The organism is Wolbachia endosymbiont of Tetranychus urticae (assembly GCF_046529255.1).
GTDB lineage: Bacteria > Pseudomonadota > Alphaproteobacteria > Rickettsiales > Anaplasmataceae > Wolbachia.
In genome coordinates, this window is the sequence record NZ_CP114181.1 from 1,140,300 (window position 1) to 1,153,445 (window position 13,146).

Sequence of the window (13,146 nt, forward strand, 5' to 3'; positions counted from 1 at the left end):
ACCATTAGCTAAGTTAATTATAGCATTAAACAGAAATTTTGCCAAGCAAATTATTGAGTCTTTTAGCAAACAGACTTACGTCTTCCATTTCTTCACCTTCCACTATACAAGCTTGATAGAACAATAAGTAAATTATATCTCCAAGTGTTGGATTTTCACCATTTTCAGCGTGAGATTCCATTATGTTTCTTATCAAAGGATGCTTAATGTTAATTTCAAGTACTTTTGGCGTGCGGTAATTTAGCTGCTTCTGTTCACGTAAAAAACGCTCCATACGGAGATCCATAGTTCCTTCATCAACTGCTAGACACACAGGACTATCGGTTAATTTCTTAGAGATCTTTACACTTTTTACTAAGCTTCCAAGAACCTTGGTGAAGTATTCGAGTATAGAATCCGCGTTTTCTTCGCTTTTGTTTTCATCTGATTTATTTTCTTCATCTTTCTTACCTTCTTCTGAAGAGAATTTTTCTAAATCAACATCAGCGCGAGTTACAGACTTAAATTTTTGATCTTTATATTCATGAATTACGCTAGTCCAGAAATCATCAACTGGATCAACAAATAGAAGCACTTCCAATCCTTTGCTGACGAATCCTTCAAGTTGTGGACTGTTTTTTACTGAATCGAGACTATTTCCTGTGAGATAGTAGATATGTTCCTGTTCAGGCTTCATTCTGCTTATATAATCATCAATGCTAACTAGCTTACCATCACTGGTGCTATGAAATCTGCAAATGGAAAGCAATGCTTCTCTTTCATCAGTTGGCATAGCTTCGCAAAGACCTTCTTTTAACACCGCACCAAAATTGCCCCAGAATTTTGTATATTCCTCTAAATTCTCTTTTGCTTTTTTGCCGAGCTCTGATATTATGCGCTTAGTTAAAGATTTCCTAATCTGCTCAACTACACGGTTATTTTGCAGTGTTTCTCTGCTGATATTGAGAGGCAAATCCGGTGAATCAACCACACCTTTCAAAAAACGCAAGTACTGCGGTATAATCTGCACATTATCTTCAGTGATAAACACTTTATTTACATACAATTTTACAGAGCAGCGTCTATCTGGATGAAATAAATCAAAAGGCTTGATAGAAGGAACATAAAGCAAGTTCGTATACTCTATTGCACCTTCATTTTTATTATGAAATATCATCCAAGGCTCACCGCCCACATGTGCAACACCACGGAAGAAGTCGTTGTGCTCTTCTGGAGTAACGTCATTTTTTGGCTTAGTCCAAATTGCAGCTTTGCTATTTAATTTTTCACTTTTTCCTTCTTCATTTACAAACTCAACGGGAAAATTTATGTGGTCAGAGTAAGTAGTAACGATGTTTTCAATACGGAATTTGTCTAAAAATTCGCTTTCTTCAGGACGCATGATGAGCGTAATTTTTGTGCCACGAGAGATTTGACCATCTAATTTGCTGATTGAATACTCTCCATCTCCTTTAGATTTCCACACCCAAGACTCTTCTTCTCCGGCTTTCCTTGATTCTACTATAACTTCTGAAGCAACCATGAAGCTTGAATAAAAACCAACACCAAACTTTCCAATCAGCTCTACAGCTTGGCTCGAATCTTTATTATTCTTAATTGCATCCAAGAATTTTTGCGTACCAGAACTTGCAATCGTGCCAAGATTATCTATTAAATCTTGCCTGTTCATGCCAATTCCATTGTCGGTTATATACAGCTCATTCTTATCTTTACTGGAGCTAATAGTAATCTTCAACTCATCACTTGAATCTAACAAATCAGCATTTAATTGTGATTCATAGCGCAATTTATCACATGCATCTGATGCATTTGATATTAACTCACGCAAGAAAATATCCTTATTAGTATAAAGTGAATGAATTACTATATTTAGTACTTTGCCTACTTCAGCGTCAAATTTTAAACTTTCAGTTTCTTGTATGTTGTGCATTTTGAGCTCCATTATTAGCCTACTACTCTAATGATTTAAGTATTGCACTGCGATCTTTCAAGGTCACACATGCTAAAATTTATGTGGGCCAACTTATGGTTCCAATGCTAAACTGGAATAAGTACAACCATTGTGTCATGCAAATTAAGAAGAAAGTGCTAGAATATAATATCTCTTATTTGCTTCAAAGCTTTGTTAGTCTTTGATTCTTTTTTTTTAAAAGTAGTCTCAAGAGAGATTTTAAGCTTTTTCCATTCTTCTTGACCATTTGGCATTAAATCACTCTCAATCTTCTCCAGTACTTTCTGAGGTGATGAATATAATTCCTCGTACAAATCAGTGTTTACTGACTGTAGTATTACTAAAAATGTAAATAAATTCGGATCAAGTAATTCTTCTTTTGCATGGTTCAAAAAACATAGCTTTATTCTCCTTATACAGTATTGTATTGCCTGCAGTGATAATGAGAAGCTTTCTGCATAAAATATAAAGCTATCTATAATTAAGCTCTTTGATTTTTTCGGTAATTCAGAACTTTCAAACAGTTTTCTTATAAACTGCTCTGTTGGCTGTTTTGGCAAATGCAAAGAGAGATCAGTAAAAGATTTTAGGCTAAAATTTGGTCCAAGTATTGTGCTAATTGCTCTTTGCACATTACTCTTATCTTGGCTAACAGAGATAATGAAAACCAGTCCCTCAACATCAAGCATGTACTTTATGGATTCTAAAAAATCGACAATGAATTTAGGGCGACATATATCAAGATCATCCACCATTATATAAATGTTTTTGTCTTTCCTGATTTTATTAACCACATCTGCTAGTTGTATTTTAAAATCTCTAATGTTCTCTTTTCTCCTTTGGAGAAGATTTAACTCACCCAAGACAAAACCAATGTCTTTCTTATCAGCCTCTTTTGCAGCATCGAGAAATACTGAAAGCATAGCAAGTGGAGATTTACTGATCAGCTTTCCTAATGTATTGAGAGAAAATAGTTCTTGGTTTATGTTTTTGAACTGCTGTATAACACTCCTTTTTACTTTGTATGATGCGAATAGATCCTCAAACAAGAAATGCAAAAAAGAAGGCAATGGTTGATCTAGCGCACTAATATCCCATGCGCTGTAATAAGCTGCAATTTCATTTTGCTGCTCTAGATCCTTTACCCATTCTTTCAAAAAAAATGTCTTACCCCACTTATCATATCCTTCTAAGGATACGATCGAAAAAAACTGATCAATTGTCTTAATTATATTACTAAATCTACTTGCAACTTGTTTATAGCCTAAGCAATCATTCTCCCAAGTTGTTACCTTAGGCAATTTCTCCTCTTCTTTTTTTTTAAATGTTATTAGCGATATAAGTTTTTTTAAGCACATACCTTCTTTTGTATTTACTCATACTCTTGTCTTGAAGTAAGCGCTATCTTCAGAGTCCCTTCATCTAGGTAGTCAATTTCTCCACCTATCGGTATACCACAAGCAAGGCGCGATATTTTTACATTCGAATTCTTTAGCAATTCAATTATATATTGCGCAGTAACTTGGCCTTCTAATGTCGGATTGATTGCAATAATGACCTCTTCAATTTTAAATTCTGTAACTCTTTTGGGAATGTTATCAAGATTCAGTTCTTTTGGACCTATGCCATTTATTGCTGATAGCCTTCCACCCAAAACATGATACATACCTGAATATATATTCCCTTTTTCAAATGCCCATAGATCACCCAATTCTTCTACTACACACATTAACTTGGTGTCACGCTTTGGGTTAGTACAAATAGAACACGGCGATTTAGTATCTAGGTTTCCACAAATTTTGCACTCTATTATAAGATCCGCTAGCTCTCTAATCAAAGATGCAAGCGGTAGCATGACTTTCTCTTTATTTTGGAGCAAATGTATAACTAACCTTCGTGATGATGATGGACCTAAACTTGGCAATTTAGAAAAAGCATGAACTAAATTCTTTATATTAATGTTCATTTAACAAATTCAGGATATAGTTTATAAAATGATAACATCAAACCTTTCGTAAAGAAAGCTTAGTTTGATTGGCTATGAAAAAGATTTCCCACTTTTTTTAGAACTGTCTTGAAAAAATTAATGTAATCACAATCTACTGTAACCTAACTCTGATTCAGGTATAACTGAAATTATCTCACACATTTGCGTAGTTATACCAATTCTCATTATTAATGAACCAAATAAGAAGCATAGCAGAGTTGTTTAACCGTGGAAGGGGAAAGAGAGGTAATAAATTTACACAAAGCGCATTCAAGCAGAACAATTGTATCGTAGATTTTATTGCGTAAAATGTTCTGTTTTATATATAACCAAAACCTCTCAACAGGATTGAGTTCAGGTGAGTATGGTGGTAGGTATATAATTTCGATATTTTTAGGTGCCTTTAAATTTTTTGACTTATGCCAACTAGCGCAATCCATCAAGAGAAAAGCCTTTCGTATTCCTAAATATTACGACATCTGTTCAAGGAATATATTTATACAATCAGTGTTGACGTTTGGTGCAAATAAGCTAAAATTCTCTCCATTTCTGGGATTAACTGTACTATAGAGATAAAAATTTTCCCTACCTAATTTTACCTTAACCTGTGTCCTACTGCCTTTTTTAAACCACCCATGTCCAACTTTCGAATGTGTACCAAACCGTGATTCATCGAAGAAAAATAGCTCTTTTTCAGAATGCATGACAATAGTTTCATTGAGGTTTTTTTTAAAACTCCTCTTGCTTGTTTTTATCTTGTCCACTATGAACTGGTCTTGGTGTGATATATGAGAATTTCATTCTTTGCATATTACGATGTATTGCGGATTTGCTGATATTCAAACCAAATCTTTCTTGGATTCTTATTCTCATTTCTCTAATAGTAATATTGGGGTTTTCCTCTATCCACAACTCAATTCGTTCAAGTTGACTTTGGTTCAATATAGTTTTTCTACGGCGTTGAGGTGGAGCAAATAATTTTTCTTCTCTTCCAAATTTTATGTGCTTTATCCATGTAGTAATTGCCTTTCTCGAAATGCAACATATTTTTGCTACAGCTGTTATACTGTGCTTTTTTGCTGCAATTACAGCATTTAGTTTTTTTGCAACATACGCATTATTTCTTACTCTCTTCAGCATCTCTTTTGCTGATTTCACCACTTTTTCATCCAATAATTTTGATCTTAATGCCATCTAAACCTCGCTATTTTACTTACTTCAGTATGGCTTTTTTCCATTATTTTCTATTCGTTGCTTGTATAGCGGGAATTGGTATAAGAAGCTTTTACATCCTAAAACATAACTGAGATAAGCCAATGTAAAAAAACTTTTAAACGAGAATTATTGTATATATATTACTTATTTGGTAAAATTATTTTGGCAAAATAGCATATAAAAGTTGAGGCTAATTATGAATATTAAAGAACGAAAGGATTTACAACAGGAGTTATTAGGAATTGTTTTCAATATACTCATAGAAAGTGAAGATAGCGCCATAGAAGCTATGGAAACAAGAGCCGTAGAGATAATTAAAAAACTAAAGGAACACATTAATTATTATATAGAGTATGGTGGTCAAAAAAAGCCAATTTTAGATTGGGTTATTGTTTGTGATTCTCTGAATAATGTCAGACTAAATAACAAGTCGCTATTAAAATTTGAGAAGGCAATTAAGGATATTGGAGGAAGAGCACCGCTAAATGAAATAAAAAGTACAATAAGGTTATTAGTAGAACAAGCACAGCTAAATCATGTTAGAATTAGAGGTGAGAGAGAAGTACCACTAAACCTCTTTGAGGAAAACATAATAATGAGAGAGCGAAGAAGGGCAAGAGAACAACAAATGCGGCCAAATTTTATTAGAGAAAGAGAAGCGTCATTGAATCTCTTTGGAAACAGGGATGAAAATGTAATAATGAGAGGACAAATGAGGTCGCGCTATATTAGGCGTATTAGACGTGAAAGAGAAGTACCACTTAGTTCAAAAATAGGACAATTAATTGGTGTAGTTTCATCCATAATTGTAGGTGCTTTCATTGGTATAATGGTTGGTATGGCCATTGCTGGTTTATGTATTGAGCTTTGTGTGATCACCACTGCAGAACCGATTCTTCTCATCATGGGTGCTACTGCTGTTATAGGAGCTATTGTAGCAGGAACTGCTCCTTTATTAAAGCTAATAGAGATGTTTAAAGGTCAAGAACCTAATCTTTCTCCTAGTAGCGGTCCGGAAAGCTCTAATACTGAACATACTTATTTAAATAGGCAAAGAGTTATTTAGAAAAAAAATTGGAAGAATGTTCAAAAAAGTCCATTTATAAAATACATCGGCTTAACTATGATCTTATAACTTAAGCTAATTAATTAAAAATTTTTGTTTTAGCGGTTAAATAAAGCCAGATCTTATTAGAGAGAGGATCTTCTTATCTCTTCTTTACCTTCATTTTCATTTCTAACAATTTTTTTTCCACTTAATATGTCTCTTATTTCATCTCCTGTTAAAGTTTCAAACTCCAGTAGATTTTCAGCAATGAGCTCCAAGTCTTTCCTACGCTTGGTTAAAATGTCTTTTGCTTTTTCATAGCAAGAAAATACGACTTTCTTTACTTCTTCATCTATAAGTCTTAACGTATCTTCAGAAATTGTCTCAGAATCATGTGTGATTTGTTCGCGATTATGATAGATCGGACCTATTTTGTCGCTCATTCCCCATTTTGTCACCATAGAACGTGATAAATCTGATGCTAGTTTTATATCTGAAGATGCACCGCTTGTGACTTTATCATAGCCAAAAATTAGCTCTTCTGCCACACGTCCACCCATTGCAACAGTTATATCTGCTAGCATCTTTTCTCTTGTGAGGGACACTCTATCTGTTTCTGGTAGTCTCATAACTAAACCGAGTGCTCTACCACGTGGAATAATTGTTGCTTTGTGTATAGGATCAGAAGCAGGCATATTAACTGAAACTACTGCATGACCAGCTTCATGGTAAGCAGTAAGCCTTTTTTCTTCTTCTGTAATGACTAAGGACCTTCTTTCCATGCCCATCATCACTTTATCACGTGCATACTCAAAATCATCCATGGTAACAATTTTCTTATTTCTTCTTGCAGCAATAAGCGCAGACTCATTCACTAAATTTGCTAGATCAGCCCCTGAAAAACCTGGCGTTCCCCTCGCAACTGTTTTTACGTTTACATCTGGTGCTATCGATATTTTCTTTATATGCGTATTTAATATTCTCTCACGCCCATTTATATCAGGTAAAGAAATAGTAATCTGTCGGTCAAAACGACCAGGTCTAAGTAGTGCTGGATCTAGGACGTCTGGACGGTTAGTTGCAGCAACTATTATCACACCTTCATTAGACTCGAAACCATCCATCTCAACCAGTAACTGGTTTAATGTTTGTTCCCTTTCGTCGTTACCGCCACCAAGACCAATGCCGCGATGCCTACCTACTGCATCTATTTCGTCTATGAAAATTATACAAGGAGCATTTTTCTTGCCTTGATCAAACATATCCCGGACACGGCTTGCACCAACACCGACAAACATTTCAACGAAATCAGATCCAGAAATACTAAAAAACGGTACATTAGCTTCACCTGCAATTGCACGAGCAAGTAGAGTTTTACCAGTTCCAGGGGAACCAATTAAAAGACATCCTTTTGGTATCTTCCCACCTAACACTTGAAATTTTTGCCTTTGTTTAAGAAAATCAACAATTTCAACCAACTCTTCTTTTGCTTCATCAATCCCAGCAACATCATCAAATGTCACTTTTTTTCCAGTAGTCATAAGCCTAGCTTTTGATTTGCCAAAGCTTATAGTTCTATTACCTCCTGCTTGCATTTGTTTAAAAAGGAAAAGTAATAAACCGATAAAGATAAGCGTCGGAACCCATTGAATAAGTAATCCACCAATTATACCTATTGCAGAGTCTCCAATTGAAAAGGAGAACTTCACTTTCCTATCATGCAAACTTTTTATTAAGTCACTATATATAACACCACTTGAGTTAAAGGCTGACCCGTCCCTAAACTTCCCTTCGATGCTTTGGTTTCTTATTGTAATATTTTCTATATCATTATCTTCTAGTCTAGTTAAAAATTCTGAAAAAGGTATGGTTGTTTTACTCTTACCTATACTTCCGCTAAATTGAATATAAGCAACTGAAATAAGAACAATAATCACTAACCAGATCAATAAGCCTTCTAAAAATTTTTTCATTTACATTTCTAATTAAATACTAATCGAGCTTACCAAATTTTGTTCTATCGTGCTATTAATAATGCATCGAATCTTATCATCACCGTATTTTTCCGTTGTAATTTACATCAGGATAAGCAACCACCTTTCCATTTTTTTCACTGTTGGAAAAGAGTAGTAAACTTTAGAAAAATAATTACAAATTTAAAAAATTGTTTTTCACTGCAATAAGTATATGTGTTATGTAGTGGTAAGATGCTGCTGCATATAATTTTCTACAGCAGGTTGTAGTAATGCACTTATTACATTATTACCTGTATTGCTCGCTTTTCTATTCTTGAATTTTTTATGTGTACTATTAAACTCTTCAAGTGCTTTTGTAAAATTACCCATGCTAACAACAGGTTCTTCCATTTTTCGCTCTTGAGTACGCCTTACAGTATTATGCTTGGCCTCATTTACTAAATTAGATAACTCAGCACCTGAATAGCCTTCAGTTTTTTCTGCAATTTCTTTAAGGTTTAGATCTGATCCAACTGGCACATTCTTCATATAAAGATCTAATATCTTTTCTCGTGAGCCCAATTCTGGTAGGGGAATATAGATATGCTTAGAAAAACGGCCAGGCCTAAGAAGCGCTTCATCTAAAACTTCACGACGATTAGTTGCAGCAACTACTATTACACCCTTGCTAACATTAAAACCATCCATTTCAATCAATAATTGGTTTAAAGTTTTGTTATGGTCCTCGTTTATAGCTCTATTAGATTGGCTCCTAGAGTCAATACGTTCTGAACCAATAGAATCTATCTCATCTATAAAAATTACACAAGGAGCCTTTTTTCTTGCTGTGTGAAAAAGTTCTTGTATATCGTGCGCACCTTGATTAACAAATTGACCAGCAATAATAGCTCCGGAAGTGAAAAAAAACGGAAGCTTAGCTTCACCTGCAACAGCGCGAGCAAGAAGTGTTTTACCATTTCCTGGTGGACCGTGTAAAAGGTAACCTTGTGGTGGCTTAAAGCCAACTTTTTCAAACATTATTTTTGTCTCTTGTGATATAATATCACAAATCATTCGTAACTCTTCTTTTACTTCATCTGATACTATAACATCGTTAAACGTTACTTCTTGCTTACTTTGCTCAACTTCTATTACTTTAGATGGTTTCATTAAATAGATAACAAAACCTAATACAGCTGCAGTGCATATTACTGAACATGTCACTACAGCAGATGTTATAATAATAGGCATGAAGGATATAGTGGCCGCAGCAGCTTTAATTTTAAAAAAAAGAACATACATAAGATAAATAAAAGCAGCGATTGTTAGACATAATAAAACAAATTTAAAAAACCTTGCCCCACTCATTGTAATCCTTAATTAAACATCAATTAACTTTAGCAAATTTTCCTTTATTACGCTAGTGATAAAATATTTAATCTCATCATCACCAATATGCTTGCTATCATGTTTTATACATGGATAAGCAAGCATCTTTCCATCTTTTTGTACTGTAGGCAAAGAATAGTAAACTTCAGAGCAATAATCATAATTTTTTAGAAATTCAGGGATTTTTTGTGTTTTCTTTAGCGGAGCAATAGTTACTGAACACTCCTGATCTCCAAATATTGTGCAGCTAAACCTGTTATCCCATTCAATAGAACAATTTAATGGTAAGTGTACAGTAATTTCCTGTATATTTGACGATTCTCTCATTATCAAAATACTTTCTCCATATTTTCTTATTTTGCATCCATAGAGTGTGCAATTAACATCACTATTTTGTTGCAATATTCTATTAAATATTGCGATAAGGCTACGGTACCTTGGTTTATAGTGCTTGTTGACAATTGCCATTATAGAATAAAGAAGAAGCCTTAAAGCTATTTCCTCTGGCAGTTTATAAAGTTCATCTAGTTTAATTTCAATATAACCAAGATCATGAATATTAACGCAGTCATTAAGTGCAAGGCGTGTGTAGTGCATCAACGCTTTTGCAGCTCTTTTCATATGAAGTGCTGTAAGGCATATTCGCTCTGTTAGAACATCTTGATTATCACTTGCTTTAAGTAAGTTACGGTATAAAGTTCGTCTGTATTTTAAGTCATAATTGCTTCTATCTTCGATCCATCTTAATTGGTGAAGTTTAGCATACTTTTCTATTTCACTACGACTAAAATTTAACAACGGCCTAAATACATAAATACCATTTAAGAAATACTTATAGTCCATTGATGATAATCCATCTACGCCACTACCCCGCTCTAATCTCAACAAGAACGTTTCTGCTTGATCATTTTTGTGGTGAGCAACAAATAAATATTTAACATTATTATTTTTACACCATTTTGTTAATAAGTTATACCGTGCTTTTCGTGCCTGCAACTGAATATTGCCTTTAATATTTTTCTTCTCCCAATTTAATATGAACGATTCCTTTGCCCCAAGTTCTTTTGCATAGCTTACAGCAAAATCAGCTTCTTTTTGAGATTCTAAACGTAACCCGTGATTTACTGTTAATGCTGTAGGAAGTGAAGGTTTATTTTTTTTTGCCCAATTAATCATTAAGTGCAATAAAACTACACTGTCTACACCACCTGATACTGCAATCGCAACTCGATTATCATGAAAAGCAAACTTATTAACTATATTTTGAAATGACAGCTCCAATCGCATTATGTTTCTTGACGGTCAGGTAGTTTATGTCTCTCTACATTATATCGCTACGGAACTTCAATACAAGCAAACTAACAATCTGTGCAAAGGATTTGTACACTGTATCATCCCAGTGCTCAGCACTGGGATGCGGAGAAGATTAACTTTTGATCCCAGAGAATGAAAATTCTACTCTACGATTTTTAGCATGCTCTCTCTCATACTTGGAATTTCTAGAATCATCTTTTACATTAACCAAAGGCTCAGTTTCACCTTTAGAAGCAGTTTTGATTCTATTTTCTAGGTAAGGCGTACAGCTGACCATAAATTTTTTAGCTGCATCTGCTCTTCTAGCTCCTAGTGCAAGATTATACTCGTGAGAACCACGATTGTCAGTATGACCAGTTAAAGTGACCTTTGCGTCAGGATTATTTTGTAACACCTCCATCACGTCAAGTAATGCATCTGCACTCACTTCACTGATACTAGATTCATCATAACCAAAGAAAACTCTTTTATCACCTATCTGCTTAACAACAGCATTCATTTTATTTGTCGTATTTACTCCTTTTTTAGGGCAAGAACTTACACCAGTAAGCAGTAAACAAAAACAACACATTATAATCAGTCTACTCCACATCACTAAACCTCCATAAATTTAAAATATAGTGCGTAATTTTAATTTTAGTACCAATAATCCCTCTATACTAGAATAGAGTCAAGGGAAATAAAATACTAAATGTTTTCTTTACAATCTTATTATTAATTTTCTGATAAGGCGCTCAATTCTCAGCAATGAAGTACAATAAAAGAATAAAAATACAATTTTTTATTGTACTTTAAGCAAATATACTTTTAACTTTATTATTAATCTATTACGATATTAAGCAAATGTTTCAAAGCAATGAATAAAAATGAGATCTTGTAAGTTTTTAGACGAAGTATTACATAAGGTAAGGAATATCGAAAACATACTAAAACTACTAAGCAAAAGCCAATTGAATGTAGAGGACAAAGTTGAACAAATGTGTCTTCTAGAGGAAATCAGACATGAAATTATCTCTCATGATGCAATAAAGGAATCATTAGCGAATGCTCTTAGGAATAAAAAGAGTGCTAATATTCAGCAGCTAAAGTTAATAGAGGGGATACACAAAAGCAGCAGTGCTATTCCTGTTGATTTAGTAAAATCTTTGTCCAAAGCTAAGATTGAATGCCAAAACTTATGGAGGCTAACTAATTCTGAAATTAGTAACTTAGAAAAGCTGAAAGAATGCTTTACTAACCTAATTAAGCTTACTCGTGAAGCAGCTTCTATAAAATCGCAGCAATTAAAGCGCTCAAACTATGAGTCATTGCTTGCTGACTATGACTCTAATATCACAGAAAAGAACATAAAGGAAATATTTCCTAAGCTAGGTAAATTTTTTAGTGAAAATGTAGAGAAAGTAACTCAAAAGCAGAAGAAGGATAAGGTTGCTAATATACAAAAAGTTACGGTTCAGAGACAGATTGAACTTGGTTCCTTATTCTTACAGCAAATGAGTGTTACACCAAATGAGATTTCCATTTCTTATTACGATCCTATCGATTATGATGAATCTGACCTTTGTTATGGTTTATTTTTACTTTTACGGCATACTGGTTATGCAATTCATCAAAAATGTTTAGCGCAAAATTCTATAAAGAGCTCAATTACAAAACATATTATGTATGAAACTCAAGGGTTATTCATGGAAAGGATCATTGGGACATCGAGAGAATTTATTGAGTTCATTCAACCACACGTAAAGGACAAACTTTCTACAAAAGGCAAAATTAATAGTAGTGTTGAAAATTTGTATTTGATTTTCAATAAAGTAAATCTTTCATCTTTTTTGAAGAATGCGGATGAATTTAGTTTATTGGCTCACATTATGCTAAGAACTAAATTAGAACAAGATCTAATAAATGGTACGTTAGAAGTTAAAGATCTACACGATAAATGGCTGGAAGGTATGAAGCATTACAAGATTTCAGTAAAAGCTAAAAATGAGCTAGACACTTATTTTCAAGATGAGTATTGGATAAGTGGTGTTATAGGCTACTTTCCTATTAAAGTCATAGCGTTAATCGCTGCTGTGCAGTTTTTTTCTTTCATTAAGAAAAATCATTACGAATTTTTAGATTCTATAGTAAAAGGAGATTTCAGTTTACTTATCGATTGGTTCTCTAAAAATGTATATAGTGCAAATTATGGCTTTTTGGAACAGCTAAAAAAGGTAACAGGTAGGGATTTAGATATTGAGTCCTACACTAGCTACTTATCTGAAAAGTATAATTTGTCTCAATAAAT

Annotated in this window: 9 protein-coding genes and 2 pseudogenes; 2 read left to right on the plus strand and 9 right to left on the minus strand. The window is 33.8% G+C overall.

The window, feature by feature from the left end:
• Positions 1-25 precede the first annotated feature (25 nt).
• From htpG to O1Q06_RS05990, 4 genes and pseudogenes are all read right to left on the minus strand, one after another.
• Complete coding sequence (gene htpG / locus O1Q06_RS05975) at positions 26-1,930, minus strand: molecular chaperone HtpG (protein WP_410542399.1); 1,905 nt, start codon at positions 1,928-1,930, stop codon at positions 26-28.
• A gap of 158 nt (positions 1,931-2,088) precedes the next feature.
• Entirely contained in the window at positions 2,089-3,309 is a 1,221-nt protein-coding gene (locus O1Q06_RS05980) for a P-loop NTPase fold protein (RefSeq protein WP_410542400.1), read from the minus strand.
• 14 nt (positions 3,310-3,323) lie between these two features.
• Positions 3,324-3,911 (minus strand): recombination mediator RecR, encoded by a 588-nt coding sequence (recR, locus tag O1Q06_RS05985; RefSeq protein WP_180708353.1) that lies wholly within the window; start codon positions 3,909-3,911, stop codon positions 3,324-3,326.
• 215 nt (positions 3,912-4,126) lie between these two features.
• A pseudogene (locus tag O1Q06_RS05990) lies at positions 4,127-5,132 on the minus strand (IS630 family transposase).
• Positions 5,133-5,349: 217 nt separating this feature from the next.
• Between O1Q06_RS05990 and O1Q06_RS05995 the strand changes: the two are divergent.
• On the plus strand, positions 5,350-6,219 hold the full coding sequence (locus tag O1Q06_RS05995) for a hypothetical protein (protein WP_410542401.1): 870 nt from the start codon (positions 5,350-5,352) through the stop codon (positions 6,217-6,219).
• 125 nt (positions 6,220-6,344) lie between these two features.
• Here O1Q06_RS05995 and ftsH read toward each other — a convergent pair whose 3' ends face one another.
• From ftsH to O1Q06_RS06020, 5 genes and pseudogenes are all read right to left on the minus strand, one after another.
• Entirely contained in the window at positions 6,345-8,174 is a 1,830-nt protein-coding gene (gene ftsH, locus O1Q06_RS06000; protein WP_410542402.1) for an ATP-dependent zinc metalloprotease FtsH, read from the minus strand.
• A gap of 12 nt (positions 8,175-8,186) precedes the next feature.
• Positions 8,187-8,336 (minus strand): annotated as a pseudogene (locus tag O1Q06_RS06005) (tRNA(Ile)-lysidine synthetase); the annotation flags it as partial.
• A gap of 57 nt (positions 8,337-8,393) precedes the next feature.
• The gene (locus O1Q06_RS06010) at positions 8,394-9,524 is read right to left on the minus strand and encodes an ATP-binding protein (protein WP_410542403.1); all 1,131 of its coding nucleotides are present in this window, start codon (positions 9,522-9,524) and stop codon (positions 8,394-8,396) included.
• A 12-nt stretch (positions 9,525-9,536) separates the two neighbouring features.
• On the minus strand, positions 9,537-10,832 hold the full coding sequence (gene tilS, locus O1Q06_RS06015) for a tRNA lysidine(34) synthetase TilS (protein ID WP_410542404.1): 1,296 nt from the start codon (positions 10,830-10,832) through the stop codon (positions 9,537-9,539).
• A gap of 139 nt (positions 10,833-10,971) precedes the next feature.
• Positions 10,972-11,451, minus strand: coding sequence for an OmpA family protein (locus tag O1Q06_RS06020; protein WP_264330627.1), 480 nt, complete (start codon positions 11,449-11,451; stop codon positions 10,972-10,974).
• Positions 11,452-11,725: 274 nt separating this feature from the next.
• On the opposite strand from O1Q06_RS06020, the gene O1Q06_RS06025 reads away from it, so the two are divergent.
• Positions 11,726-13,144 (plus strand): carboxypeptidase, encoded by a 1,419-nt coding sequence (locus tag O1Q06_RS06025; RefSeq protein ID WP_410542405.1) that lies wholly within the window; start codon positions 11,726-11,728, stop codon positions 13,142-13,144.
• Positions 13,145-13,146: the final 2 nt, after the last annotated feature.

Excerpts from the sequence above, each read along its gene's own strand:
- htpG (WP_410542399.1), bottom strand. The coding sequence starts at position 1,930 with ATGCACAACATACAAGAAACTGAAAGTTTAAAATTTGACGCTGAAGTA.
- O1Q06_RS06010 (WP_410542403.1), bottom strand. The coding sequence starts at position 9,524 with ATGAGTGGGGCAAGGTTTTTTAAATTTGTTTTATTATGTCTAACAATC.
- tilS (WP_410542404.1), bottom strand. The coding sequence starts at position 10,832 with ATGCGATTGGAGCTGTCATTTCAAAATATAGTTAATAAGTTTGCTTTT.
- ftsH (WP_410542402.1), bottom strand. The coding sequence starts at position 8,174 with ATGAAAAAATTTTTAGAAGGCTTATTGATCTGGTTAGTGATTATTGTT.
- O1Q06_RS05980 (WP_410542400.1), bottom strand. The coding sequence starts at position 3,309 with ATGTGCTTAAAAAAACTTATATCGCTAATAACATTTAAAAAAAAAGAA.
- O1Q06_RS05995 (WP_410542401.1), top strand. The coding sequence starts at position 5,350 with ATGAATATTAAAGAACGAAAGGATTTACAACAGGAGTTATTAGGAATT.
- O1Q06_RS06020 (WP_264330627.1), bottom strand. The coding sequence starts at position 11,451 with ATGTGGAGTAGACTGATTATAATGTGTTGTTTTTGTTTACTGCTTACT.
- O1Q06_RS06025 (WP_410542405.1), top strand. The coding sequence starts at position 11,726 with ATGAGATCTTGTAAGTTTTTAGACGAAGTATTACATAAGGTAAGGAAT.